This is a genomic window from Achromobacter sp. GQ309 (assembly GCF_059759315.1).
This window is the reverse complement of sequence record NZ_JCAXDP010000003.1, coordinates 239,763-265,290: the sequence shown is the minus strand read 5'-3', so window position 1 is coordinate 265,290 and position 25,528 is coordinate 239,763. Positions and strand designations below refer to the sequence as shown.

Sequence of the window (25,528 nt, the reverse complement as noted above, 5' to 3'; positions counted from 1 at the left end):
GGGCCGCCCCAAGGGAAAAGCGCCCCCCCGGGGGGCATCTAGCGTGCGAAGCGCGCGCGGCGTGGGGGCTGTCCATCATGCGACAATCGCCGCATGCGCATCCTGGTAATCGAAGACGATGAGGATTTGTCCGACGCACTTGTGCGCCGGCTGCGCCGTCTCGGCCATGCCGTCGACAGCCAGAACGACGGGCTGAACGCCGACGGCGTGCTGCAGTACGAGACCTTCGATCTCGTCATCCTGGACATCGGCCTGCCGCGCATGTCGGGCTTTGACATCCTGCACCGGCTGCGCGATCGCGGCAGCAAGACGCCCGTCCTGGCGCTGACCGCGCGCATCGACATCGAAGACCGCGTGCACGCCCTGGATACCGGCGCGGACGACTACCTGGCCAAGCCCTTCGATTTCCGTGAACTGGAAGCCCGCTGCCGCGCGCTGCTGCGCCGTCCCAGCCCGCAAGCCACCGGCACCCTGCGGTTTGGCGACCTAGTCATCGACAGCGCGGCGCGGCAGGTCACGCTGGCCGGCCGGCGCATCGACCTGCCCAAGCGCGAATTCAGCCTGCTTGAAATTTTGCTGGCCGGCATGAACCGCGCCGTCAGCAAGTCGGAGATCGCAAACAAGCTGTTCGCGTTTGACGACGACGCCGCGCCCAACGCCATCGAGGTCTACATCGCCCGGCTGCGCCGCAAGCTGGAAGGCTCGCCGCTGCGCATCGAGACGCAGCGCGGCACCGGCTACCTGCTGACCGCAGCCGACGGCGCGGACGGCGAGCCCTCGGCCCCGCCGCTTCCGTAGCGGCCCGCCACGCCATGAACCGGCCGCGTTCCGAGCTGCCCCGCCGCATTTCCGTGCGCCGCCGGCTGCTGACCGTGCTCGGCGCGCTGTTCGCGGTGGGACTGGGCGCGATCTACCTGCTGGTGCGCGGCTATGCGCACCAGACCGCCGACACCACCTACGACCAACTGCTGCGCGCGTCCGTGCTGTCCATGGCCGACAGCCTGCAGCTCGTGCAGGGCGAGTGGCAGATGGACATGCCCTACGCGGCGCTGGCGTTGCTGGAGCAGGCGCCGCGCGACCGGGTGTTCTACCGGGTGGCCTCGGCGCGCGGTGCGCTGATCTCCGGATACGGCGACCTGCCCGCACCGCCCGCGCGAGGCAGCGGCGACGCCAGCACGCCGCAGCTTTACGCCGCCGAATACCAGGGCGAACCGGTGCGCGTCGCCTGGATGGAACGCAAGGTAGCCGGTCCGCAAGAGACCGAGACCGCGATCATCCAGGTCGCCCAGACGCGCGAGGCGCGCAACGCGCTGGCCGACCGCATCCTGTGGCAAGGCACGCTGGCGTTAATCGGTTTTACCGCCGCCGCGCTGGCGCTGGCGTATTGGGGATTGCAGCGGTCGCTGTCGCCCATTCAGCGGGTCGAGCGCGAACTGGCCGGCCGCACCGCATCGGACCTGCATCCCATCGCTGCGCCGGTGCCCGAGGAACTGGACATGCTGGTTCACTCGCTGGATGGCTTCATGGGCCGGCTGTCGGAAAACCTGGACACCCTGCGCCTGTTCATCGCCGAGGCCGCGCACCAGCTACGCACCCCGCTGGCCGCGCTGCACGCGCAGATGGAGCTTGCACTGGACGAGGACGATCCAGCCGAGCAGCGGCGCAGCCTGCTGGCCGTGCTGCGCAACGCCGAAAAGCTGTCGCGCCTGGTCAACCAGCTGCTCAGCGACGCCAGCGTCATCCACCGCAGCAATGTCCGGCAGTTCCAGCCGGTCGACGTGGCCGAGCTGCTGAGCCAGGCCGTGTACGACACCGTCCCGCAGGCGGACCCGCAGCCTGATGTCCGGCTGCATCTGCCGTCCGCCAACGGCGGCAATCCGCCGCGCGTCATGGGCGACAACCTGATGCTGCGCGAGGCCTTCAAGAACCTCATCGACAACGCCTTGCGGCACGGTGCCAATGACGATGGCCACATCGACGTGCGGCTGGATCCGCACGACGGTGGCTGGCGCGTCACGGTGTCCGATCAGGGGCCGGGGATTCCGCCGGCCCTGGCCAACACGGCCTTCGAACGGTTTGCGCGCGGCCCCAATCCCCGCTCGCCAGGCGCCGGCCTGGGTCTGTCCATCATCAAGCGCGTCGTCGACATCCACGGCGGCACGCTCAGCCTGAGCAACCGCGTGGGCGGCGGGCTGGACGCCGTCATCACGTTGCCCGCAACCGCTTTGCCCGCGAAAGCCGATCATGCGTGACGCCCGCTCCATCCTGCGCGGCCTGGCCGCGATCGCCGCGCTGACGCTGTCCGCGATCAGCCACGCCGCCGAAGTGAGCGGCAGCGGTCTCACGCTGGGACCGGCCGGCAGCAGCAACGTGCTGGTCGTTCACGCGTCCAACAGCGTGCAGGTGTTTCGCGGCGTGCTGGAAGACTTCAGCAGGTTGAACCCATCTGTCCGGCTGGAATACACCGAGCTGTCGACGCAGGATCTCTACAGCGACACCGTGGCCCGCGCAGCCACAGCGCCCGGCGTCCCGTCAGGGCCGGACATCGTCATCAGCAGCGCCATGGACCTGCAGACCAAGCTGGTCAACGACGGCTACGCGCGCGTGCACATATCGCCGCAGACGCGCGCCCTGCCCGGCTGGGCCAACTGGCGCGATGAGGTCTTCAGCATCGGCACCGACCCCATCGTGATGGTCTACAACACGCGCAAGCTTGATGCCGCACGCGTGCCGCACACCCGCCGCGAACTGCTGTCGCTGCTGCAGGCGCCCGACCAGCCGCTCGCCGGCCGCATCTCCACCTACGACGTGCAGGGCAGCGGCATCGGCTATCTGGCGGCTACGCAGGACACGCGGCTGGACAGCATGGCGGGCGCGCTGCTTGGCGCCTTCGGCCGCAACGGCGTGTCCATCCACGAGTCCACCGAACACGCGCTGGACAAGCTGGAAAGCGGCGACGTCACGCTGGCCTACAACCTGCTGGAGTCCTATACCCGGCACCGCATCGACAACGGCGCGCCGCTCGCCATCATCTACCCGCAGGACTACACGCTGATGCTGTCGCGCTCGGCCATCATTCCGAAGCAAGCGCCGCGCGGCGACCTGGGCGCGCTGTTCCTGGACTATCTGCTGTCGGCGCGCGGGCAGGAAGCGCTGGCACGCGAGTCCGGCATGCGGCCGGTCAGCGCATCGGTCGTGCCCGCAGCCGGCGTGCGGCCCGTGGCATTGGGCGTCGGCCTGCTGGTGTATCTGGACCCGCTGAAAAAGCGCCACTTCCTGGACCTGTGGCGCGCGGCGATCTTTCCGCCGCTTTAAGGCCGCACGCACTCTGCGCCTAGCGCAGCGCCACGCTCATGCCGCCGTCGGCCATCACCACCGCGCCGACGATATAGCTGGCTTTGTCGGATGCCAGGAACGCAATCACCTCCGCGATCTCGCGCGGCTCGGCCGCGCGCCGGATCGGCGCGTTCTTGCCGTGCTCGGCCAGGAAGCCCGGACCGTCCGCATGGATGTGGTTGGTGATGTTGGTGACCACGTCGCCCGACCCCACGGCGTTCACCCGGATGCCGTGCTCGATGGCCTCCAGCGACAACGCGCGCGTCAGCTGCGCCAGCGCGCCTTTGGACGCCGCGTAGGCCGCAATGGTCGGAAAGGCCTGGTAGCAGGCGTACGAGCCGACGTTGACGATCGCGCCACGGCCCGCCGGCACCATCACGCGCATCGCTTCACGGGAAAACAGGAAGGCGCCCGTGGCGTTCACGGCAAGAATGCCTTCCCAGTCGTCCAGCGTCATGTCGATCACCGGCTTGTTGATGATGACGCCCGCGTTGTTCACCAGGATGTCCAGCCTGCCGAAGCGGTCCATCGCGGTCTTGACCGCCTTTTCGGCGCTGTCTTCCCGCGAGATATCGGCCACCAGGGGCTCGACGCCGGGCCGCGCCAGCGCGCGCACGGCTTCGTCCCGGTCCACCGCCACGACGCGGGCGCCCTGCGCGTGCAGGAGTTCCAGGGTGGCCAGGCCGATGCCGCTGGCGGCGCCGGTCACGATGGCCGTCCGGCCGGAAAAGGGTTGGTCTGAAAAGGGTTGGTCAGAAATAGTCGTTGCCGTCATGGTTCGATTCCTTATGGTTGTAGGTTCAATGCGGGCTGGCCGTCGGGCGCACCACCACTTCGCTGACGTCCACGTCGTCAGGCTGTTCGATGGCGTAGGCAATGGCGCGGGCGATGGCGTCCGGGTGCAGGGCCACGCGGCGGAACGACTGCATCGCCACACGCGCGGTGTCGTCGGTAATCGTGTCGGCCAGTTCCGATTCAACGACGCCGGGGCAGACCACCGTCACGCGAATCTTGTCGGTCTCCTGGCGCAAGCCGTCCGAAATCGCGCGCACTGCGAACTTGGTCGCGCAGTACACCGCCGCCGTCGGCGACACGGCCAGTCCGCCGATGGAAGACACGTTGATCACCTGTCCGTGCCCCTGGCGCTCCATGCCCGGCAACACGGCGGCGATGCCGTGCAGCACGCCGCGGATGTTCACGTCGATCATCCGGTCCCACTCGTCCACCTTCAGTGAATTCAGCGGCGACAGCGGCATCACGCCCGCGTTGTTGACGATCACGTCCACCTGCCCGTAGGCCGCCTCGGCGCCGCGCACGAAGTCCCGCATGTCCTCGGCCGACGTGACGTCCAGCGCGCGAAACGCTGCCGTACCGCCGTTTGCCCGAATCTCTTGCACCAGTGTTTCCAGCCGGTCCGTGCGGCGCGCCCCGACGTACACGCGGTGGCCCTGCGCGGCCAGCAGCCGCGCCGTGGCCTCGCCGATGCCGCTGCTGGCGCCGGTGATCAGCACCACTTTGGATTGCCGGTTCTGTGTTGCAGTCATGGTCATTTCTCCAAGTCGTTGACGTGACTGAAATGCTAAGGATTGCGGCCGCGCGCGCGAATACCTGCGTCTATCGCACCCTTGCCCATTCCTATTGCGCACCCTGTTCCGCCCCGATGGGCGCCGGTAGAATGTCCCCCACCGGAAACGAACCACGGATGCCCCATGACGCTGCCGTCCAACCCGCTGTCGCGCGAAATGATTGCCCTCATCGACCGCCTGGCGCCCAACGAGGGCTACAGCCTGTCCGCGCTGGACGGCGTGCGCTTCATGCGCTCGGACCGGCCGCTGTGCCGAACGCCGGTGCTTTACGAGCCCGGCATCGTCATCGTGTGCCAGGGCCGCAAGCTTGGCTTTCTGGGCGACGAGACCTACGTCTACGACGCCCAGCACTTTCTGGTGCTGTCCGTGCCCCTGCCCTTTTCCACGGAGACGCAGGCCAGCAAGGAAGAGCCCATGCTTGCGGTGTCCATCCGGATGGATCTGGCGACCGTGGCCGATCTGGTGGTGGCGATCGATAACCGATCGGGCGAAGGTTCCGAAGCCGCAGCGGGCGCCCACAACGGCGACGCGCCGCTCGGCATCGCCTCGACCCCCCTGTCCCATGAACTGGCCGACGCCACCGTGCGCCTCTTGCGCGCGCTGTGCCATCCGCTCGATGCCGAGATCCTCGGCCCGGCGCTGGTGCGCGAAATCTGCTTTCGCGTCCTGAGCGGCGAACAGGGCGGCGCCTTGCGCGCCGCCCTGGCGCATCCGGGCCGCTTCGGCCGCGTTGCCCGCGCGCTGCGCCGCATTCATACCGACTATTCCCAGCCGTTGGACGTCACTCACCTGGCGCAGGAAGCCGGCATGAGCGTCCCCGCGTTTCATGTCAATTTCAAGGCGGTGACGCAGACCTCGCCCATTCAGTACATCAAGTCCACGCGGCTGCATCAGGCCAGGCTCATGATGATCCGCGACGGCCTGACCGCCGCGTCGGCCTCGGCCCGCGTCGGCTACGAAAGCGCATCGCAATTCAGCCGCGAGTTCAAGCGATTCTTTGGCCGCACGCCTGTGGAGGAAGTGCGCGATATGAAGGCGTCGTTCGCGCTGTCGCCCGCGGCCGCCATCGGCGATTTCGCGTCCCGGCACTGACGCGGGCGCGGCGCCTCATCGTGTAGCATTCGGCGCACCTGTTGCCACCCTCACGAATCACGATGTCCCACGAGTCCCGCGCCATTGGCCTGCATCACAAGACCGCCCAGCAGATCCAGGATGAAACGCTTGGCGCCATTCATGGCTGGTTCGACAAGCTGGAAGCGCGCGACGACATCGACGCGATCGTGGCCCGCACACCGCTGCAGGCCGGCATCCACAGCGAGATCCTGCTGGAGTACGAGCCCTCGCGCATCATGTTCGACGTCATGCCCAGCTGGGAGCCCGACGACGAAGACGGCCTGCGCGCCGAAGGCCGTAACGGCCCGCTCAGTCCCGATGAAGTCCACGAATCGCTGGCGCCCGTGCTGCGCGAGGCCGTGCTTGAACGCATCGCCCGGCTTGCCGGCAAACCGCACCTGGACCACCACTTCCGCTTTCGCGCGCAGTTTCCCACCACCGAGGGCCGGCTGCGCCTGACGCTGGTGGACCACACCGACGAGGCCAAGCAGCAAGGCCTGCGCGAACGCGTTGCGCAATACGTAGACCAGGAAGTGCTGAACGGCGCCCAACCCACCGGCCGCCTGCACATCAGCCTGCTGTGCCGCCATCTGCTGAACGAACGCCTGTTTCCCAAGTTCGATTACCCCTGGCTGATTGCCGTCTTCACGCGCGTGCTGGCGCTGAACGCGGGCCAGGAGTCGCTGGCCGAGCAGCGGGGCTCCATCATCCACGCGCTGCGCCGCTGGTCCGAGGAACAGTATCTGCCGCGTTATTTCGACGTGTCGCAGAACGCCTTCCGCACGAACACCTACAAGCTCAAGCCCGGCGCAACGCTGGATGCCAACGACCGCGGCATCGACCTGCTGCTGTATGCGGCAACGCTGATCCTGCGCTTTGAACCCGGCTATGCGCGGCCGCTCGGCCTGACCTTTCTGGAACTGGCGCGCGATGTCGGCAGCGCGCGCGCCGAAACCATGCTGGCCAGCGGCAGCGGCGCCATTCCCGCCGATTGCACGCGCCTGGCGACCGACACCGTCACCTGCGCCGCCAACGACGTACTGGCCACCGTGTCCATTGCGATCCGGCAGGAGTCGCCGGCGGCCTACTGCCTGGCGCTGGACTTCCTCGCCAGCCTGTTGCGCGCGGGCTTTCCGGCCGGCTACCGCATCGAACTGAAAAGCCGTGCACGCCACTACCTGCCCATCAAGGGCCTGGCCAAGTCCGACACGCATCGCTTTTTTGCCAACGCCGCGCAGCATCCCGAGGCGCACGATGCGCTGGCGCGCTATGCGCACGCCGCCATCCAGCCCTACGAATGGTATTCGGATGCGGAGGCCGAAAAGGCCTGCCTGTCCGGCACGTATGCGACGTTTGCGCTGGGTCTGGCCGACGCCGGCCACTTTGCGCTGCTGCGCCACTACATGGATCTGGTGGACGACGAACATCAGTCAGTGCAGGACCGCTACACCACCGTGTTTCTCGAACAGCATGGGCTGACGCCGCAGACCCTTGCCACCGTCGTGGCATGCCTGTGCGTCTGCACCGACGCCTTCAAACCGCCCGCGGGGTTCACGATTGAAGATGCGCCATTGCTTGCGCTGCTGGCTGACGCACTGGCCGCACTGCCCGAGCACCTGAGGGCGCATGTGCGCGAACGGCTGTTCGGATCCGACAAGAAGCTGGCGGCACTGGCGCGCAAGGCGGACGAACCGAAAAAGGCGCTGCTGCTGCAACTGCTGGCGCAATAAGCGCGGCGGTGTCACGCGGCGATATGCAGGGGTTTCGCGCCAGTTGAATTTTCCTGGTATCGCCGCATCAACACGCCATTTTCCTTGCGGGAAAGCACAGCAAAATCATCATCGCCCGCAAATTTGCGACGATAATCTGCGCTGGGCCCGCCGCTATCCCTGTACGCTCCCTGCGACGCGCTCTCCGCTTTGATCCGCAGCAGCGGTGCGCCGCCATGTCTTGCCGGCCGGCGCCACCTACCACCATCTGTGACACGTAGCAGCGATTACGTTTGAACCAGAGTTGGAGGCTCGCCATGCCCGATCATCGAATCGCATTGCGCCGCGCCGTCGAGGCCGTCGACCACCTGACCGACCCCGAACCGCCGTGGCGCGACATCCTGGGCACCGCCCGCGATCTTGTCGGGGCCGACAGCGGCGCGCTCATCGTGTTCGACGCCAGGAACAAGCTGCTGACCCTGACCGCCATCGGTTTTTCCGACGCGTGCGTCTCGGATTACCAGGAGCACTACTGCAACTGCGACATCGTTGAGCAGGAGGGGCGCAATGCACCCGCCGGCACCTGGTTGGACACCACGCGAATGTACGAACCCGCGCAGTTGCAGCGCACCGAGTTCTATGCGGACTTCATGGCCCGGCATCGCATGGCGCAGGTGCTGTCGCTCATCATCGAATCGAACACCGTGCTGCACGCCGCGATCGGCTTTCAGCGTTCGTCCATCGACGCGAAGGCCAGCGACCGGCTGCAATCCGGCGACTACGCCCGCTACTTCCGCGCGCTGCGCCACCACTTGTCGCAACGCGAGCGCAACCGCGCAATCGGATGGAAGTCGCTGGAAAGCGCGTTTTCCGATGTCAACGAAGCCGTGCTGCTGATCAGCGTGGATTGCATCGTCGACAAACTGTCGCCGTTGGCCGTGGGCTTCCTGGACGACGTCAACGGCTGGACGCTGCACGGCCGCCGGCTGCGCCATGCGGACGCCAAGGTGCAGCGGCTGTTGGATGCGCACTGTGCCGCCGTCGCGCGTGACGGCCAGATGCGGTCGATGGCCACGGCTTCGGGTTGGGGCGAGCTGTTCTGGGTCGACATCAGCGCCGCGCCGCCTGCGCTCAGCCTCATCGGCGGCCGGATGCTGCTGATGCGAATGCGCAAGAAGAGCGCGTTCGCGATGCCGGACGTCACCAAGCTCCAATCGGTGTTCTCCATCACGCATGCCGAAGCCGCGGTGCTGGCCGGACTGGCCGCCGGTCACAGCGTCGAGGAAGTGGCCACGCTGCGCCACGCCTCGGTCCTGACGGTGCGCAAGCAGGTGGCGTCTCTGCTGACCAAGATGGAGTGCAGCCGCCAATCCGAACTGGTCCGCCTGGCGTCGTTGTTGTAGGCCTGTGCGCCGCTTGGTGTACTCAGATTTGAGTATGCGGCCTGCACCCATGCGGCTCTACGATGAGCACGAAGGCATGAGACCCGGGCCTCCAAGCGCCTGTCGGGTCACCACCCCGTCTGCGCTCGCGATCTGCAGGCCCGCAAACCGGCGCCTGAGCCCGCCGGACCATGACTCCGCCCATCCGGTCCCGCAGCTGCCCTCGGCCGCGTAGCGCTATCGCGCGCGCCCCGAACGGCACCGGTCCCAACGCTGCGCCCCCACGCACCCCCAAGGAGCCCTTCATGAACCCTGTCCTGCCATTCCGCGCCCTTATCCCCGCTGCGCTGGCGGCATTTGCCCTGCTGTCCAGCCCCGCGGGTGCGCAATCCGCCTCAACCGCGCCGGCGACCGCGGCGCCTTCCTCGGACTTCACGCCCACCCGGGCCGACGTCGAACGCGACCTGGCCGCATGGCGCGAAGCCGGGCTGGAAGAACAATGGGCTGGCGAGGAAAGCCCGAACGTCAACTCGCCCACGTACATCGAGGACTACAAGAAATACGAATCCACCGTCCGGACCGGCGGCATGGGCCAGTCGGCAGCGCAGCCCACAAGCGGGTCGGAGCGCAGGTGGTGATGTCTGCAACACGATGACCTCGCGCGGCAACGGGGCTGCCTGCCCCGCCGCGCGACGCCATTTGGCAAATAATCGGCGGATCGGTTTGCATCTGGTAACGAGGGGGATACCATCCCCCTTTATCCTCTGCGGGACACGCTGCGGGCCTGATCCTCCGCCGCCCGCTCGGCCCGCGCCGGCTCCTGCGGCGCGGCCACGACCGACACCATGACCGCCATCACCCACGCCCAGGCGCTGAAGAAACTCGCCGCCGACATCCTGGTCCAGACGCTGGACGAAGACCTTGCGCGCCTGCTGGCAGACACCATGGCGCGCGCCCGCCATGACGCCGCCATTGCGGCCAACCCATCGGACAGCGTACTGACGCGCCTGCTGCGCCGTTGGAACTGCGTGCTGCAGGCGAGCGACGACGCGGCCTCGCCGCTGTATCGCCACAAGACCGCCGTGGCGCTGGCCATCCTGCTGCACAAGTACGGCATCGCCGAAGCCGGTATCGCCGACCGCGCGGATGCCGCCATCGACGCCCTGAACGAGGCCGTGGCCCTGAGCGACGATTTTCATCGCAAGACCGCCGCGATCAAGGCCGCCTTCCTGCACACGCCGCCCGCACCGCTCAAGCGCGCGCCCGGCCTGCCCGACAGCCTGACGTTCTACCGGGCGGGCGACGTGGTGTCATACCAGCTCGACGGCCGCTATCACGCAGCGTATGTCCACCACTGCGCGCAGACCAACCAAAGCCCGGTCATCGAGTTCTATGACGCCGTCTTCGACCATGTGCCCGCCATCGACGAAGTACGCGACAAGCCCGCGCGCGGCCGCCGCTACAACGATGGCAGCGTACAGATCGAACGGATGTCGGTCGCCGGCATGAAGTTCATGCCGGATCCGGCCGGCCAGTTCGTGCTGATCAAGGCCTGCGTGGAAACGCCGCCGGACACCAGCCGACTGGGCAAGCCGGTGGGCCTGTATGCCGTGTCGGACGTCTTCGACCTGCAGGACAGCGTGGACGGGTTGTTCGGACGCAGCTGAACCTGCGCCGGTTCACGCCAGATACGACGCCACTTCCTCCGGCGTCAGATAGCGCTTGAACGTCATCGACGGCTGCTGCGCCTCGTGGATCGCGCCGTTGAAACCCGACCAGTTGCGCTTGGTGCCCTCGTCCGTTTCCAACGCGATCAGCACGCGCTTTCCGTGGCGGGACGGATGGTCGCGCAGCGCGGCTTCGCCCCACGCCCACTTCAGCATGTTCTTCAGCTCGCCTCCGGCATACGCGCCGGCCTGCAACCATTGGAAGTCGGCCGTGTCGCCATCCATGTCCGGCGTGCGCGAGGCGATGTCCCGCTGCACGCGCAGCGCCTGCGCGTGTTCGCCGATCAGGATCTGCAGCAGCGTGAGGGCGTGAAAGGTGTTGTTGATGGCGTGGGCCTCGGCGATGAAACCCGTTCCGGACGCCGGCAGCACGACTACCAGTTCGTCTTCGTAGCTGACGCGCGATGCCAGCCACAGGAAATGCAGCTGGTCGAACGGCAGGCTGTCGTTGAGCGAGGTCATGGCATACAGCAAGGCCATCAGCGCGTCGTCGGCGATGAACGCCTGATGATTGCCACGGTGGCGCAAGAGCATGGTCATCATCGGCAGCACCAGCACGTCCACGGCCGCTTGCAGGGCTTCAACCTCCCAGAATGCGTCCTGCGGCACCGCTGCCAACCTGGCCTGCGCGTCCGTCCAAGCCTGGCGGTCGGTCTCTTCGACCTCCTCGTCGTCCTCTTCGACTTCCTGCGCGCAGAACGGTCGCAGGCGTTGCAGCCAATCGCGCAGCAGTGCGTGCAGCGTGGGAAACAGAATGGCGGGATCGGCGCCGCCCTCCACCAGCGATCCGCCCATCAGCGCAAGCGCCGCAGCATGGGAAGGATGCAGTTGCGGCAGAAGAAGGGCGCAATCCCGCAGGGCCGCAGCAGTGTTCGCCGGGTTGCGGGCATGGGTCAGGAAGGCGCCAACCTCGGGCCGACTGAAGAACTGCGCCATCGACTCCAGGTCATCGGCGGCGAGGATGGGACGGGACAGGCTGCGTGCGAGGTCGGAGATCGGCATGAGGTACGGCAATGGGTGAGGACGGCGAACAGCAAGCGCGCCCGCGGTATTCAGGGCGCCCGAGTTTACCGGCCGGCGCGCGATGTCGTGACCAAAAATTTCATGCCTGATCGCGTCATTAGACGACGTGATGTCAGCCAGGTGCGCTTTCCCCTAGTGGCCAGACTTCAACGAAGCGTTACAAGTCCTGCCAGATCTAATCAAATAAAACAGTTCTCCCCACGCTTCTGCTTTAGTTCTAGTCGCTGCATGGTGTTGCGTTCGGCGCGGCTTCCAGCGTTTGACGTACTGCCGGCAAAGAAAAGATCAATAACCGGAGGAGAAGTCTATGCGTACGTTCAAGCGCAGGGCCGCCGCATTCCTGGCAAGCGGCCTGATCGCAGTGCTGGCGGGTTGCGCCTCGCCAGGCGGCAAGAAGGACACGATTGCCATGCCGGGGCTCTCTCAGCCCGTGGAAATCGTCAGGGACAAGCACGGCGTGTCTCACATCTACGCCAAGAACCAGGCGGACCTGTTCTTTGCCCAGGGCTTTTCGGCCGCGCGCGACCGTCTGTGGCAACTGGACCTGTGGCGCCGCCAGGGCGAAGGCAAGATGGCCGAACAGTTCGGCCCGCGCTTCATCGAGCAGGATCGCGCCGCGCGCCTCTTCCTGTACCGCGGCGACATGCAGGCGGAATTCGCCAGCTACCACCCCGAAGGTCAGGCCATCCTCACCGCATTCGCCAACGGCATCAATGCCTACGTGAACTGGGTCAAGGCCAATCCCGACCAGCTTCCGCCGGAGTTCAAGCTGACCGGCACCGAGCCGGGCTACTGGAGTCCGGAGACTTCCCTGATCCGCATCTACGGCCTGACGCGCAATGTCAGCGAGGAAGTGCGGATGTCCGAGCAGATCGCCGCATTGGGCCTGCACAACGTGCAGGGGCTGAGCACCTTCGAGCCGCCGTTGGCGCTGCAGGTGCCTGCCGGCCTGGACGTGCGCCAGATCAACAAGTCCGTCCTGGCCACCTACCGGCTCGCGCGTGACGGCCAGAAGTTCGAGGCGGGCGACTTCCCGCGCAGCCCGCTTGCCGCGGATGAACGCGCCAAGCTGGCGAGCGCGTTGTCCGAGGGGCGGCTTGCGTCGCTGGACCCGGCCTTCGATCCGCTGGCGACGCGCTACGAAAGCAACAACTGGACGCTGAGCGGCGAACGCACCGCCACCGGCAAGCCCATCCTGGCAGGCGACCCGCACCGGTCCATCACGATGCCGTCGCTGCGCTACATGGTCCACCTGAATGCGCCGGGCTGGAACGTGATCGGCGCGGGCGAACCGGCATTGCCCGGGGTGTCGATGGGCCACAACGACCGCATCGCGTTCGGCCTGACGATCTTCGCGTTCGGCGACGAGGAAGACCTGTACGTCTACGACACCAACCCCGCGAACCCCGGCGAATACCGCTACCAGGGCCGCTGGGAAAAGATGCGCCAGATCGACGAGAGCATTCCGGTGCGCGGCGCGTCGCCTGCCATGCGCAGCCTGAAGTTCACGCGTCATGGTCCGGTTATCCACGAAGACCCGGTGCGCCGCAAGGCCTACGCCCTGCGCGCCGCCTACCTGGAATTCCCGGGTACGGCCGCCTATCTGGCCAGCCTGCGCTTGAATCAGGCCCAGAACTGGAACGAGTTCGTGGCCGGCATGGAAAAGCACTACACGCCCAGCGAGAACATGGTCTACGCGGACGTGGACGGCAACATCGGCTGGTTCGGCGGCAGCATCGCGCCCATCCGTCCGCGCAACGACTGGTCCGGCATGCTGCCCGTGCCGGGCAATGGCGACTTCGAATGGCGCGGCGTGCTGCCCGGCAACGCCCTGCCCCGCGTCTTCAATCCGCCCGAAGGCTATGTCGCCACGGCCAACGAGTACAACCTGCCCGCCAACTATCCGTACAAGGACATGTCGGCGCGCACCTGGGCCGAGCCCTTCCGCATCCAGCGAATCCGCGAGGTGGTGGCTGACGGCAAGGGGCTGACCGTGCAGCAGTCGCAGGACCTGCAGTTCGATAACCTGTCGATTCCTGCCCGCACGCTGGGCGGCTATGCCAAGTCGTTGAACTCGGCGGACGCGAAGGTCGGCGAAGCGCTGAGCCTGCTGAAGGACTGGGACTACCGCATGGCCACGGACTCCCGGGCTGCCACCGTCTATGCCTTCTGGCTGCCCGAGGTCGTCAAACGCGTGACCGACCTGTATGTGCCGGCAAACGGGCGCGCGGCGTTCGGCGAGCTTTCCACCCGCAAGACACTGGAAAAGCTGGCCACGCCCGATGCCGCCTTTGGTCCTCGTCCGGACCAGGGCCGCGACGCCCTGCTGTTGCAGGCGCTGGCCGATGGCCTCACGAAGCTCACCGCGAAGATGGGGCCGGATTCGAAGCAGTGGCAGTGGGGCAAGCTGCACCACATCCAGTTCGATCACAGCCTGGCCAGCCTGCTGCCGCCCGACACCGCCAAGGCGTGGGGCACGCCGCGCTATCCGGTCGGCGGCGACAACGACACGGTGCATCGCGCGACGTTCCGCAAGAGCGACTACCGCGTGACCAGCGGCGCATCGTACCGTCAGGTGATCGACGTGTCCGACTGGGACAACTCGCGCGTGCAGAACGTGCCGGGCCAATCGGCGGATCCGCGCAGCCCGCATTACCAGGACCTGCTGAAGGGCTGGTCAACGGGCGAGTATTTCCCGATGGCCTTCAGCCGGGCCAAGGTGGATAGCCAGCGGTCGGATACGCTGACGCTGCAGCCGGCGGGCAAGTGACCTGAGTTCCCGGCTGGTTTGCCGGGCGGTTTGCTTGGGTCGGTGTCAGACACCCGCCGAAGATGTCGTCAGCATGTGGCGGCATCACAACGGGTGTCTGACACCAAGGGTCCGAGCTTGTGGCGGCTTCACAACGGGTGTCTGACACCAACGGCCGAGCGTGTGGCGGCGTCACAACGGGTGTCTGACACCAAGGTTCGACGGGCGCCGGTTGTTGGGGCGATTCAACCCTGCGATGGCGCGGTTGATGTTTGTCATTTCGCGCCGTCATCTGCGGGCGGAGAATGCCGTCATGACCCTCTATCCCGTGCTGCTCATCGTGCACCTGCTTGCGGCCTTCCTGTTTGTCGGCACGGTCACTTTTGAGGTGCTGTTCCTTGAACCAGTGCACCGCCGCCTGCCGCCCGAGGTGCGCAAGGCGCTGGGTAGCCAGCTTGGGCCGCGCGTGCGTTCGGTGGTGCCGTGGTCGGTGGTGGTGCTGTATCTGGCGGGATTGGGGCTGGCGTGGCAGCACCGCGGCGCGCTGTCCGCGCCGCTGGCCTCATCGTTCGGCCTGCTGCTGTCCATCAAGATCGCGCTGGCCATCAGCGTGCTGATTCATGTGGCGACCGCGCTAGTGCTGGCCAGGCAGCGCAAGCTCACCGGTGCGCTGCAAGGGCGTCTGCACCTGAGCGTGTTCTGCCACATGCTGGCCATCGTCGTGCTGGCCAAGGCGATGTTCTACGTCACCTGGTGACCGGGCCAAGGGCGCTGACCGCGAACAGGGCGATAACCGCGCGGATCGCGCTAACGCCCCTCCACGCGAACCTCACCGTTTACTTGCGCTTGCCCGAGGCGTCCTGCTCCACCACCATGTCCAGCACGTAGACCTTGGAGGGCGCATCGGCGGGCGGGTTCTTCCAGTCGTAACGCTTGACGCGCAGCACGGTGCGCACGCCCTCCTGATGCTCAAACCCTTCGATCGACTGGTACAGCGGCTGCCACTTGTCCGGCGCCGGCAGCGCGATGCCCGCGTCATTGAACTTGCGTTCGCGCACCATCAGGCACTGATAGTGCGGAATCATCGGATGGCTGCATTCGGCGCGCTTGGCCGCCACTTCCAGGAACATGATCTGGCCCGCGCTGCCGTACAGCGTTTCCGGCGTGGGTTCGCCGACGAACTTCAGCACGCTGCCGTCCTGCGTCGTGAGGTCCAGCGTCGGCTCGGCCTTGTCGCCCGACATCGTCACGCGCAGATCGCCCTTCAGGCGCTGGGCGATCTCGGCATCGAGTTGCATCAGGCTTTGTTCGCAGGCCTTCATCGTCGACGCGAGATTCGCGATGGTCAGCACGCCGTTCTTGTACGTGTACCCGCCAAATTGCGCATTGCAGCCGCCGCGGATGTTCACGCCGTCGTCCTTGAAGGTCAGGCGCACCTGATGCTCGACGCCCTTTTGCAGCGCCGCGATGGACTTGCCCGCGGCATCGGTGGCGGCGGTCAGGCGCCAGTGGTAGGCGCTCAGGCCGGCCTGAGTTTCGGCGGACATGGTGGCGGAATCAGGCATGGACGATCCTTCGCGGGGTGAGGTCGTGGGCGCGCAGGCAGACAGCAGCGCCGCGCAGACGGATGCAAGAAGGATGGCTTTTTTCATGATTGGTTCCTGACGGCCGCGTGGCATTGACGAAAAGCGGGATTCTACGTCCGTGCCGTGGACGAAATTACCGCTGCGCGGCGCAGTCCGTTTCCAAATCTTGCGGCCGACCAGCCCGGGGCATCGTGATCGAACCGTCCGCGCGCCGTGTGCCCCGCATGGGAAATGTTCATCCGGCGGGCGCGGTCCGGCCCTCACGGCCAGCGCGGGCGCGATTACAGTCTGACACCTTCCCCGTCAGGCCCACGCGCGGCCGCGCAGGCCTGAACGCGCTACTTGGCAGCGGGATACACCGGGCTTGCCAGGCAAGCCTGCGCCCATTCGTAGTCGTCGGTATCGAAGATTTCGCCGTCGATCTTCGGCAGAGGCTTGTCGGCATAACTGAAATCGGGCGCTGCCGGCGACCGGTTCCAGTGGGTCTTGCCATTGCCGTCGTCGCACGCCTCGTCGGCGCTGCTGAACGAGCACGACGCGATGACCTTGGGCTTGCCGTTCACCACGCTGGCCACGTACCGCTTTGTGTAGACGCCGCCGGACGCCCAATACTCGTCCACCGAGCAGACGCGGTCATTGTGCTGGTAATGGCGGGTCGCGAAGCAGGAATAGTTGTTGTAGTCGGGCGGCAGCACGTCGCACGACGACGCAAACCCGGCAAACGGACCGCCGGTGAACTGCGCCCGGAACTTGCGCTGATCCAGCGCCCGCGCGATCAGGACCTGCGTATCAGACCCCTTGGCCTTTTCCTTGAACTGGGCGCTGCGCGCCTGGATCAGGCTGCGCGCGGCCTGCGCGGGGGTCTTGCCGTCGGGCAGGAGGTCGGGCGACTCGATCAATCTTTCCAGTGCGTTGTCGCGCGCTGCGAGCCAACGCTTCTGGCCGTCGATCAGCATGGTGCGGATCTCGGCATCGGGCGCGGCTTTCAACAGTGCGCTGTAGCTGCGATTCAATTCCGCGTCGGCGGACACCGCGCCGCGGTCGGCGCAGATCAGCTTCTCGACGCCGGTGGATGCCTTCTTGCAATCGATGGCCAGCGCGGGCGCGGACAAGGAGAACAAGCCAGCCAGGGACAACAATCGTAGGGCGGGAATTCCAGGTTTCATCGGCTTCTTCTCGGGTTCGATGGCGGTTGAACAGCCCGCAATTCTGGCACGAAACCGGGGACGACCCCACAAACGCACGCCGCCGATCGCCCTTCCCGTTCGCGATCGGCGGCGGCCTCAACACGCGCTACAGCGCCGAGGCCATCGCCAGCCGCTCCGCGTAATGCGGTATCGACAGACGCTCGATGACGGCCTGCTGCTGCGCCCCGAACACGTCGCGCTCATCCGGCGAAGCAGAAATGTTCGGACGGTCGATGGTCAGCTTGATGGCGTTGCAGCTATCCACGAAGAACGTGCCGACCACGCGCTCGGGCGCCACGCCCAGCACCTGCGCCACATTGGCCGGGCAGAACACGTTCGAGCGCAACGCGGCCTCGTAATCAGCGGCCGAGTTGAACACGATGTCGAACGTCAGCCGGTTGATGCCCGCGTCCTTGCTGCGGACCACCACGGCCATGTCGAGCAGCGGTTGTTCGCGCTGGGGCGTGCCTTCAGGCGGCACGTCGGCGATCAGGGACAGCGTGCGGTCGTCCAGATTGCCCTGGTAGTCCGTGATGCCGATGTCGTAGTACCGCGGCCGGCCGGATCCGCTTTCCGTCCACGCCTTGCCGTTGGCGCGGAAGTAGGTGATCGGGAACATGCGGTTCTTGATGATGTCTTCGTTCTGCAGCAGGTGGTACAGCGTCCATTCGTAGGCATCGCCGGCATCCATGTCCATCCGCGAGCCGTCGCGCGCGGCGGCCAGCGACAGCAGGCGTTGCAACTCGGCGCGATGGCGGTCGGCGAGCACACGGGGATCGCGGTCGATGGTGCGCACGAGCGCGACCGGATGGCTCGCGTCGGCCTCATGGATTTTCCAGGTGGCGGCGCGCAGCGCGTCCGGAAATTCCGCCTGAACCAGCGTGATGACCGCGTCCTTGATCATCGGGTAATTGGCCTGGAACACCGGATCGCGCGTGCCGCTGGGAACCACCGCGCCGTACTGCCCATCTTCACGCCGGAAGCTCACCAGATTGGGCGACAGCGGATAGGCAATGTTGCCGGCGGTGGCCTTGCGCCCCGCATAGCCGTAGTGGATCAAATAGTGGGTCAGCAGACTGGCCAGCGTTTCGGCCGCCTGCGGCGTCGCCGCGCACGTTTCCACGATCAGACCCAGCTCCTTTTCGCCCTCGCGCAGCGGCACGGCCTGGACGCCGTTGCGGCCATAGACCAGCACGTCGCCAGGCACACGCGGCAGGTCCGCGGGATCCAGATGAACCAGCGACACCTTGCGTTTGCCCAGCCGCCGCGCGCCTTCCAGCTTGATGCTCCACGGCCATGGCTTGCCCGCATGCACGAATTGGCTGTTGCGGATGCCGGCGGTGCGGGCGTCGCGCGCGAAGAATTCCGTGTGTTCCATCGCCAGGATGCCTTCGGGATAGAACTGCAGTTGCGGATGGCTTTCCTCGTACAGCGAATGCGCCGCAATCGAATACGGCGTGCAGCGCCGTCCAGAGTCCGGCGCCACGAAAAGCGCCGTGCCGTCGTCGTAGATTTCGGCGATCAGGCAATCCGACGGCGAGCCCGGGTCGCAGGCCAGCGCGCCGCATTCCAGCACGTGGCCCACGTGGTACGCCAGACCCGGATCGATACCGCGGCGGATCATGTCGGACGCGAACAGTGCAATGTCGCACGAGCGGCCTGCCAGCACGTACTTCGCGCCGCTTTCCAGCGCCGTGATGAGCGGATGCACGCCCATCTGACCCACGATGGTGCTCTCTTCGAGCGCCGCTGCATCCAGCTCCGGCCCGGCGCCCGTAGGCCGAAGCGCACCCGCGCGGAATTCGCGGATCACGCTGGCCGGGTCCAGTTCAGACCGGATGACCGCCACGGCGCGGTCCTTCACGCCCAGCTCGTCAAACACTTCCTTGGCGACGTCGATCATCCAGTCCAGGTTGCGGTTGCCGCCCGCCATGCCGCAGCTTCCCAGGATGACCGGACCCTCGATGCGTTCGCCCGCCTCGACCATGTGGCGAAAGTCCGCCTTCACGGCCTCGCGTTCGAAGTATTCGGTTCCCGTGCCCAGGTAATAGGGGCCGGCGTCCATCGACCCAGCATCCGAGATCACGGCGTCGATCCGCCCTTCCAGCGCCTTTTGCAGCGATTCACGGGGAAATCCATATCCCAACGCGCCGCACGCGGACACCACGCGATAAACCAGCTTTGCCATCATCACTCTCCAGTTCTGCAGGCCGCAGACATTGCGGTTGCTGCATGAGCGTGAAGATTGCGCCTGCCGGCGAAGCTGGAAAAATACTATGTCGATATGCGGGTATCGGCCGCGGATATGGCCTTTAGCGGCGCGTCAGGAAGGCAGCGGCTCCGCGCCGGCCAGTCCTTTTTCCTGCACCTGCTGCATCACGAACTCGCTGAGCAGCGTGCGCACCGCCTCGGCGGGCGGCGCCAGCGGCACGTCGCTGGACGCGATGACTGCCGCCGTCAGATAGACGGGCGGCTCGATCAGCACGGCGGACACCATCGCGGTTCCCGGCTGCCCCGAAAAATCGCCCAGCGGCAGGATGGTATGGCCGATGCCCGCCTGCACCGCCGACAGCATGCCGGAAAAGACCTCGGTTTCCGCCACCACCTGCGGCGCGATGCCGGCCTCGGCAAACAGCCGGTCCAGCAGATTGCGTGTCATGTTGGGATGCGCGGGCAGGATGAGCGGCATGTCCGCCAGTTGCTCGAAGCGCATGGCGGACGGCCGGCGCCCGGGCTTGCGCGGGCTGATCACGAAAAGACGTTGCCGGAACAGCGCTTGGCGCGCAAAACCCGTGGTCGGTTCGTCCTCGAACACCAGCGCCAGATCCAGCGAGCTGTCGCGGATGCGGGCGCCCAGCTGGCCGCTGGCATCGCTGCTGAAACGCAGGCTGATCTTGGGCAGCGCCGCCCGGCATTTTTCCATCAGTTCGCCCGCCAGAAACGACGCCAGCGTCGACGACATGCCGATGCGCACGACGCCCTGGATGTCGCCGCTGAGCGAGCGCACGATCTGCGGAATGCGCTCCATGCGGCTCAGGATGGATGCGGCTTCCGTGTAGAGCGCGGCGCCCGCGGCCGTGGGACGCGCGCCCCGCGCACTGCGATGCAGCAGCGTCACGCCCAGCTCTTCTTCCAATGCCGCGATCTGCTGGCTGAGCGCCGGCTGCGCCACCGGAATGAGCGCCGCCGCGCGGGAAAAACTGCCCGCCTCGACGATCTTCACGAAGTACCGGAGATGGCGCAGTTGCACGGAAACGCTCCGGTCAGAACGTCACCTTGACTGACGGCGCGCTGCGCCGGGCTTCGCCATGAAACACGGCTTCGATGTTGTTGCCGTCCGGATCCAAAACGAAGGCGCCGTAGTAGCCGGGATGGTATTCGCGGAATCCCGGCGCGCCGTTGTCCTTGCCGCCGTGAGCCAGCGCCGCTTTGTAAAACGCGTCGACCATCGCCTGATCTCGCGCCTGGAACGCCAGATGGTGGCGTCCCGTCAACTGGCCCAGCGCGGCCTGGCTGTCAGCCGACGAGACAAAGAGCTCGTCCGCCCAGAAGTAGTCGTCGGCCGTGCCGCCCATCGGCACCTCCAGGGCATCGAACACCGCCTGGTAGAAGCGCTGACTGGCCGGCAGATCGCGCACGACAAGCTGGATGTGATCGATCAGACGACCGCGATGGATCTCGTTGGTCTGCATGACATCTCCTTCCTGGTGGGGATCGGTCGACTATAGCGCCATCCGCTGCAGGCGATATGGGTGCTCGGTCAAACGGATACCACCGGGATGCATTGCCGGCTTGCGCATTCAGTCAGCCCGTCAATGACAAGGCCCGCATTGCCGTGTGGGGCAATGCGGGCCTGAATACCGCGGTCATGCGGGGCGTGCGCGGCACGCCCCCGGATTCGATCAGCCAAACACGCGGAAGCGCTCGGCGTCGTCCATGAAAGCCTTATCGCCGAAACCGGCTTCGTTCGAGCCAAACGGCATCTGCGCGCGCAGCTTCCAGTAGGCGGGAACGTTCCATTCGCGCGCGACGGCGGCGTCGATCAGCGGGTTGTAGTGCTGCAGGCTGGCGCCGACACCGGCGTTGGCCAGCGCGGTCCACACGGACAACTGGGCCATGCCGCCCGATTGCTCGGACCAGACCGGGAAGTTGTCGGCGTACAGCGCAAACTTTTCCTGCAGGCTGCGCACGACGTCCTGGTCTTCAAAGAACAGGATGGTGCCCACGCCGGCGGCAAAGCTCTTGAGCTTGGCTTCGGTCTTGTCGAAACCTTCGGCGGGCGCAACCTTGCGCACTTCTTCCGTAGCCAGGTTCCAGAGCTTGTCGCTTTCGGCGCCAAACAGGATCACGGCGCGCGAGCTTTGCGAGTTGAAGGAGGACGGGCTGTGCTTGATCGCTTCCTGGATCAGCGTGGTCAGTTCTTCCTTGGAGGCCGACAGGTTGCGGCCCAGCGAATACTGCGTGCGGCGCTGCTTGAGCGCTTCGAGATATGCGTTGCTCATTATTTGACCTTTCGACCAGTAGATAGAGATGACGATGGGAGGCATTCTACCGGCTCGACCATGACGCGAATACCCGTTCAAACGCACTTTGGCTGGAACATACTGTTCCACTGATGGTGCCAAAGGGGCTGCAAGGTGCTGTCCGCACGAGCAATCGGCCGCCTTCACACGGCCGAGTTCAAACGTTTGATTTGGTCAGAGGTCCATGTCCAGGACGCGCGTCACCGTGTTGCAGGACGTGCATTGGCCCGCCACGATGAGATTGCTGAAGAAGTTCTGCACGGTGTCCGGATCTTCGTCCCAGAGTTCGTCCGTGCCGTCGTAGTCGAACTGGGCGAAGACGCTGAACCGCGTGCCCTGGCAGGCGGGGCAGGCAAAGGCCTGCGCCGCCCCCTCGCCGCGGATCTTGGCCGAGCAATCCAGCTCGCCGTGATAGCCGTGGATGTCGCTGTCGAACACCACGACATCCTCCGATGCGCCGTCCCATTTCACGGCCAGCGGCGACACGAATTCGTAGTCCTGGACGTGTTCGTTGTAGTCGCGCAGGTCAAAGCCCAGGATTTCGCCCGTCTGCGCGCCGCCGGCGCCTAGCAGGCGGAATGCGACCGCAACCTCGCCACGGTCTTCCACGATCAAGGGCGCGGGTGTCACGCGCACGCCATCCAGACAGCGTGGCGGGTGGGACAGAACGTGATCGAACGTGGGATCGGACATGCAGCGGGTCTCCAGTGAAGCGCGAAGATTGATGAGCGCGAGACTATAGCAATCGCTGTGGCCGGCGACGTATGGCCGGCGACGTACGGCCGGCCAGATCCCTCGGTCCATCAGTCGGCGCGGAACCCCGTCGCCTTCACCACATCGGCCCAGCGCTTGGACTCCGCGGTCAGCAAGGCCTGCAGCGCCTGCCGGTCCGAGCCCACGACGACAAACCCCGCTTCGCCAAGCGTCTTCACGGCGGCAGGCTGGCGCAGCGCGGCGGCGCTGTCAGCCTGCAAGCGAGTCAGCACGGCCTCGGGCGTGCCGGCCGGCGCGAACAACGCGAACCAGGCACCGAAATTGACCGCGGGCAGGCCGCCCTCCGCGAACGTCGGCACGTCAGCCAACGCGGACGAGCGCTTCGCGCCGGTGGTGGCCAGCGCGCGCAGCTTGCCGCCCTGCACCTGGGGCGCGGCCAGGGCCGTCGTCACGAAGGCCGCCTGCACGCCGCCGGACACCAGTCCAGACACGGCATCGCCCGTCGACCGGTAATGGATGGCTTCGATCTTCAGGCCTGCCTCGCGCGCGAAAAGCTCCGCGCCGAAATGGCCGGGCGTACCCGCGCCGAAGGTGGCGAAGTTCACGCGGTCCGGCGCCTTCTTCGCGGCGTCGATGAACGCCGGCAGGTCCTTGTACGGCGAGCTGGCCGGCACCACCAGCACGAAGTCGGCCCGCACCACCTCGGAGATCGGCGCGAAGTCGCGCGGCGGATCGTAGTTCAGGTTGCGGTACGTGGCAGGCGAAATGCTGATCGAGCCGACCTCGCCCAGCAGCAGCGTCTGGCCGTCCGCCGGACTGCGCGCGACGTTCTGGGCGGCAATTTGCCCGCCCGCACCGACCTTGTTCTCCACCACCACGCTTTCGCCCAGCAGCGGTCCCATGTGCTGGGACAACGTGCGGGCCACGATGTCCGGCCCCGTGCCGGGCGGAAAACCCACGTTCAGGCGCACCGGCCCATTGGGGAACTGGGCGGCTGCCGCAAGCGGCAGGCACAGCATGAAGCCGCCCAGCAGGCGGCGCAGCATCGTTTGCATGGTTGTCTCCTGGTTTTTTTAATGCCGCGGCGGCTGCCGCGGGTTCAGCAAATGCGATAAAAGCGCAATTCGACGCGGTCGGGATAACGCGCGCCGGTGCCGATGAACAGGCTTTCGTTCATCCAGCCGAGCGCGGGCGACGACGTTTCAAAGCGGGGATAGCTGCGAAAGTAGATGCGCGCCGGATCGACGGCTTCGCCGCGCGCCAGCCGCGCGATGTCCTCGGCGCTGCCCGTGCGGATGCCGGTGTTCTCGACATACACGCGCTCGCCTTCGGGCGTCTCGATCACGTAGCGTGCGTGGATGTCCGTGAATGTTGCCGAGCGGATGATCTGGAAGTCCGCGCCGCCGGGCAGCACTTTGCCCGACAGACGCGGACCGTCGACCGTGCCGCCTGTGATCGGGATCACGCGGCGCCGGCCCTGCGGCGTATCGCCCACTTCCTGCGGCGCGCCCACGTCCACCACCACGGTGGTCACGTGTTCCAGCCGGGGCGCGTGGGGTTCGTTGATGGCATCGGCGCCGCTCATGGCTTTTCTCCGCGGGCAAGGCGCAGCGCAGCGGGGTCAAAGCCCGCCAGCTGCTTGTAGCGCAGCGATACCGCCGCCAGCTCCTCGCCCGATATGACGTCGTTGATGTTCGCAAAGCCTTGCGGCGCGCGCTCTTCGGCCAACTGCATCACCTGTTCGGGGCCGTTCAAACGATTGCGCAGCACGATGCCGGCGGTGCGCGGCAGACGTTCGGCCTCGTACTCCAGCAGCGCGATCTCTGCTGAACGCGCCTTGCCCTGCACCGCCTGATCCAGCCAGTCGGCCAGGGAGCGCGCATCCAGGATCGCCTGGGCCGATCCGTTCGAGCCGATCGGATACATCGGATGCGCCGCGTCGCCCAGCAGCGTAAAGCGCCCGCGCGTCCAGCGCGGCAAGGGGTCGCGGTCCACCAGCGGGAATTCGTAGATCGCCTCGGCGCCGTCGATGATGGCAGGGATGTCGATCCAATCCCAGCGCCAATCGGCAAAGCGGTCCGCGAAGACGGACTTGTCGACCTTGCGGTTCCAGTCGGTGGCGGGCAGTTCCGCGCCGGGGATCGACAGCTCGGCGATCCAGTTGATGAGCGAACGGCCTTGTTTGCGCAGCGGTTCGGAGATCGGATAGCAGACGAATTTCTGGTCCTGGTGACCCGCCATGAACATGCTGCGCCCGTCCAGATACGGCGGCGCCTCGGTCACGGCGCGCCACAACATGCGCCCGGAAAAACGGGGCTCGTCCCCGACGGGATGAAGCTGACGGCGCAGTGCCGAGTGGATGCCATCGGCGCCCACCAGGATGTCGCCGTGCACGGCCTGCAGCGCGTTGTCCGCGCGGCGGCGGAACTGCGCGTGCACGCCCGCCGCATCCTGGCTGGCCGATTCCAGCACCATGCCCGGCACGATGGCATTCGGGCCGAGCCGGTCGCGCACGGCCTGCGCCAGCAGCATCTGGAATTCGCCGCGATGCACCGAAAACTGCGGCAGCGGATAACCGGCCTCGAGGCCGCGCGGCTCGCGCCAGATCGGCTGGCCGAGCTTGTTGTAGTAGTGAAGCTGCGAGGTCTCGATGGCGCGTTCGGCCAACTGGGGCATGAGGCCCAATTGTTCGATCTCGCTGACCGCATGGGGCAGCAGATTGATGCCGACGCCCAATGGCCGCAATTCCTGCGCGCTTTCATAGATGCGGCAGCCGATGCCGCGCCGATGCAGCATCAGCGCAAGGGTCAGCCCGCCGATCCCCGCCCCGGCAATGACGATATGCATGTCTACTCCTGGTCTTATTTGTTATGCAACATAACAAAATAGCCAC

General features: G+C 66.3%; 23 protein-coding genes. 10 read left to right on the top strand and 13 right to left on the bottom strand.

The window, feature by feature from the left end:
* Window positions 1-93 precede the first annotated feature (93 nt).
* Genes AC6CIE_RS10630 through AC6CIE_RS10620 form a run of 3 tightly spaced genes read left to right on the top strand, consistent with a single transcriptional unit; the run spans window position 94 to window position 3,315 of the window.
* The gene (locus tag AC6CIE_RS10630; RefSeq protein WP_175123049.1) at window positions 94-798 is read left to right on the top strand and encodes a response regulator transcription factor; all 705 of its coding nucleotides are present in this window, start codon (window positions 94-96) and stop codon (window positions 796-798) included.
* Between the two features lie 14 nt (window positions 799-812).
* Window positions 813-2,252 carry a sensor histidine kinase gene (locus tag AC6CIE_RS10625; protein WP_175123050.1) on the top strand — a complete coding sequence of 480 codons (1,440 nt, stop codon included), beginning with the start codon at window positions 813-815 and terminating at the stop codon, window positions 2,250-2,252.
* On the top strand, window positions 2,245-3,315 hold the full coding sequence (locus AC6CIE_RS10620; protein WP_498092210.1) for an ABC transporter substrate-binding protein: 1,071 nt from the start codon (window positions 2,245-2,247) through the stop codon (window positions 3,313-3,315). Before AC6CIE_RS10625 ends, AC6CIE_RS10620 begins: the two co-directional genes overlap by 8 nt.
* Before the next feature lie 19 nt (window positions 3,316-3,334).
* Here AC6CIE_RS10620 and AC6CIE_RS10615 read toward each other — a convergent pair whose 3' ends face one another.
* Together AC6CIE_RS10615 and AC6CIE_RS10610 are read right to left on the bottom strand one after the other, a co-directional pair.
* Window positions 3,335-4,111 (bottom strand): SDR family NAD(P)-dependent oxidoreductase, encoded by a 777-nt coding sequence (locus tag AC6CIE_RS10615; RefSeq protein WP_175184195.1) that lies wholly within the window; start codon window positions 4,109-4,111, stop codon window positions 3,335-3,337.
* 25 nt (window positions 4,112-4,136) lie between these two features.
* Window positions 4,137-4,880, bottom strand: coding sequence for an SDR family oxidoreductase (locus AC6CIE_RS10610; RefSeq protein ID WP_498092209.1), 744 nt, complete (start codon window positions 4,878-4,880; stop codon window positions 4,137-4,139).
* Between the two features lie 165 nt (window positions 4,881-5,045).
* Between AC6CIE_RS10610 and AC6CIE_RS10605 the strand changes: the two genes are divergently transcribed.
* From AC6CIE_RS10605 to AC6CIE_RS10585, 5 genes are all read left to right on the top strand, one after another.
* Window positions 5,046-6,014, top strand: a complete 969-nt coding sequence (locus AC6CIE_RS10605) for an AraC family transcriptional regulator (protein WP_498092208.1) — start codon at window positions 5,046-5,048, stop codon at window positions 6,012-6,014.
* A gap of 62 nt (window positions 6,015-6,076) precedes the next feature.
* Window positions 6,077-7,765, top strand: a complete 1,689-nt coding sequence (locus AC6CIE_RS10600; RefSeq protein ID WP_498092207.1) for a DUF6138 family protein — start codon at window positions 6,077-6,079, stop codon at window positions 7,763-7,765.
* Between the two features lie 296 nt (window positions 7,766-8,061).
* Window positions 8,062-9,147 carry a LuxR C-terminal-related transcriptional regulator gene (locus AC6CIE_RS10595; RefSeq protein ID WP_175123056.1) on the top strand — a complete coding sequence of 362 codons (1,086 nt, stop codon included), beginning with the start codon at window positions 8,062-8,064 and terminating at the stop codon, window positions 9,145-9,147.
* A 284-nt stretch (window positions 9,148-9,431) separates the two neighbouring features.
* On the top strand, window positions 9,432-9,764 hold the full coding sequence (locus AC6CIE_RS10590) for a DUF4148 domain-containing protein (protein ID WP_175123057.1): 333 nt from the start codon (window positions 9,432-9,434) through the stop codon (window positions 9,762-9,764).
* 207 nt (window positions 9,765-9,971) lie between these two features.
* Window positions 9,972-10,793 (top strand): hypothetical protein, encoded by an 822-nt coding sequence (locus AC6CIE_RS10585; protein ID WP_498092206.1) that lies wholly within the window; start codon window positions 9,972-9,974, stop codon window positions 10,791-10,793.
* Window positions 10,794-10,805: 12 nt separating this feature from the next.
* Here the strand turns inward: AC6CIE_RS10585 and AC6CIE_RS10580 are convergent, their stop codons facing one another.
* Entirely contained in the window at window positions 10,806-11,855 is a 1,050-nt protein-coding gene (locus AC6CIE_RS10580; RefSeq protein WP_498092205.1) for a hypothetical protein, read from the bottom strand.
* Window positions 11,856-12,183: 328 nt separating this feature from the next.
* On the opposite strand from AC6CIE_RS10580, the gene AC6CIE_RS10575 reads away from it, so the two are divergent.
* Both AC6CIE_RS10575 and AC6CIE_RS10570 read left to right on the top strand, forming a co-directional pair.
* Window positions 12,184-14,646: a penicillin acylase family protein gene (locus AC6CIE_RS10575; RefSeq protein WP_498092204.1), complete on the top strand. Its 2,463-nt coding sequence runs from the start codon at window positions 12,184-12,186 to the stop codon at window positions 14,644-14,646.
* 292 nt (window positions 14,647-14,938) lie between these two features.
* Window positions 14,939-15,382 carry a CopD family copper resistance protein gene (locus AC6CIE_RS10570; RefSeq protein ID WP_286935975.1) on the top strand — a complete coding sequence of 148 codons (444 nt, stop codon included), beginning with the start codon at window positions 14,939-14,941 and terminating at the stop codon, window positions 15,380-15,382.
* Window positions 15,383-15,461: 79 nt separating this feature from the next.
* Here the strand turns inward: AC6CIE_RS10570 and AC6CIE_RS10565 are convergent, their stop codons facing one another.
* The 10 genes from AC6CIE_RS10565 to AC6CIE_RS10520 all read right to left on the bottom strand — a co-directional run bounded on the left by AC6CIE_RS10565 (window position 15,462) and on the right by AC6CIE_RS10520 (window position 25,482).
* Window positions 15,462-16,190 carry an META and DUF4377 domain-containing protein gene (locus AC6CIE_RS10565; RefSeq protein WP_217467847.1) on the bottom strand — a complete coding sequence of 243 codons (729 nt, stop codon included), beginning with the start codon at window positions 16,188-16,190 and terminating at the stop codon, window positions 15,462-15,464.
* A 359-nt stretch (window positions 16,191-16,549) separates the two neighbouring features.
* Complete coding sequence (locus tag AC6CIE_RS10560; protein WP_498092203.1) at window positions 16,550-17,377, bottom strand: lysozyme inhibitor LprI family protein; 828 nt, start codon at window positions 17,375-17,377, stop codon at window positions 16,550-16,552.
* A gap of 127 nt (window positions 17,378-17,504) precedes the next feature.
* Window positions 17,505-19,586, bottom strand: coding sequence for a DUF4387 family protein (locus AC6CIE_RS10555; RefSeq protein ID WP_498092202.1), 2,082 nt, complete (start codon window positions 19,584-19,586; stop codon window positions 17,505-17,507).
* A 135-nt stretch (window positions 19,587-19,721) separates the two neighbouring features.
* The gene (locus AC6CIE_RS10550) at window positions 19,722-20,648 is read right to left on the bottom strand and encodes a LysR substrate-binding domain-containing protein (RefSeq protein WP_498092201.1); all 927 of its coding nucleotides are present in this window, start codon (window positions 20,646-20,648) and stop codon (window positions 19,722-19,724) included.
* A 13-nt stretch (window positions 20,649-20,661) separates the two neighbouring features.
* Complete coding sequence (locus tag AC6CIE_RS10545; RefSeq protein WP_175123066.1) at window positions 20,662-21,090, bottom strand: VOC family protein; 429 nt, start codon at window positions 21,088-21,090, stop codon at window positions 20,662-20,664.
* Between the two features lie 210 nt (window positions 21,091-21,300).
* The gene (locus AC6CIE_RS10540; protein WP_175123067.1) at window positions 21,301-21,900 is read right to left on the bottom strand and encodes a nitroreductase family protein; all 600 of its coding nucleotides are present in this window, start codon (window positions 21,898-21,900) and stop codon (window positions 21,301-21,303) included.
* Between the two features lie 195 nt (window positions 21,901-22,095).
* Window positions 22,096-22,614, bottom strand: a complete 519-nt coding sequence (locus tag AC6CIE_RS10535) for a hypothetical protein (RefSeq protein WP_175123068.1) — start codon at window positions 22,612-22,614, stop codon at window positions 22,096-22,098.
* A 110-nt stretch (window positions 22,615-22,724) separates the two neighbouring features.
* Window positions 22,725-23,690: a Bug family tripartite tricarboxylate transporter substrate binding protein gene (locus AC6CIE_RS10530; protein ID WP_175184184.1), complete on the bottom strand. Its 966-nt coding sequence runs from the start codon at window positions 23,688-23,690 to the stop codon at window positions 22,725-22,727.
* A gap of 44 nt (window positions 23,691-23,734) precedes the next feature.
* Window positions 23,735-24,220: a DUF3237 domain-containing protein gene (locus AC6CIE_RS10525; RefSeq protein ID WP_175123070.1), complete on the bottom strand. Its 486-nt coding sequence runs from the start codon at window positions 24,218-24,220 to the stop codon at window positions 23,735-23,737.
* Complete coding sequence (locus tag AC6CIE_RS10520; RefSeq protein ID WP_175184183.1) at window positions 24,217-25,482, bottom strand: flavin-dependent oxidoreductase; 1,266 nt, start codon at window positions 25,480-25,482, stop codon at window positions 24,217-24,219. Before AC6CIE_RS10520 ends, AC6CIE_RS10525 begins: the two co-directional genes overlap by 4 nt.
* Between the last annotated feature and the right edge of the window lie 46 nt (window positions 25,483-25,528).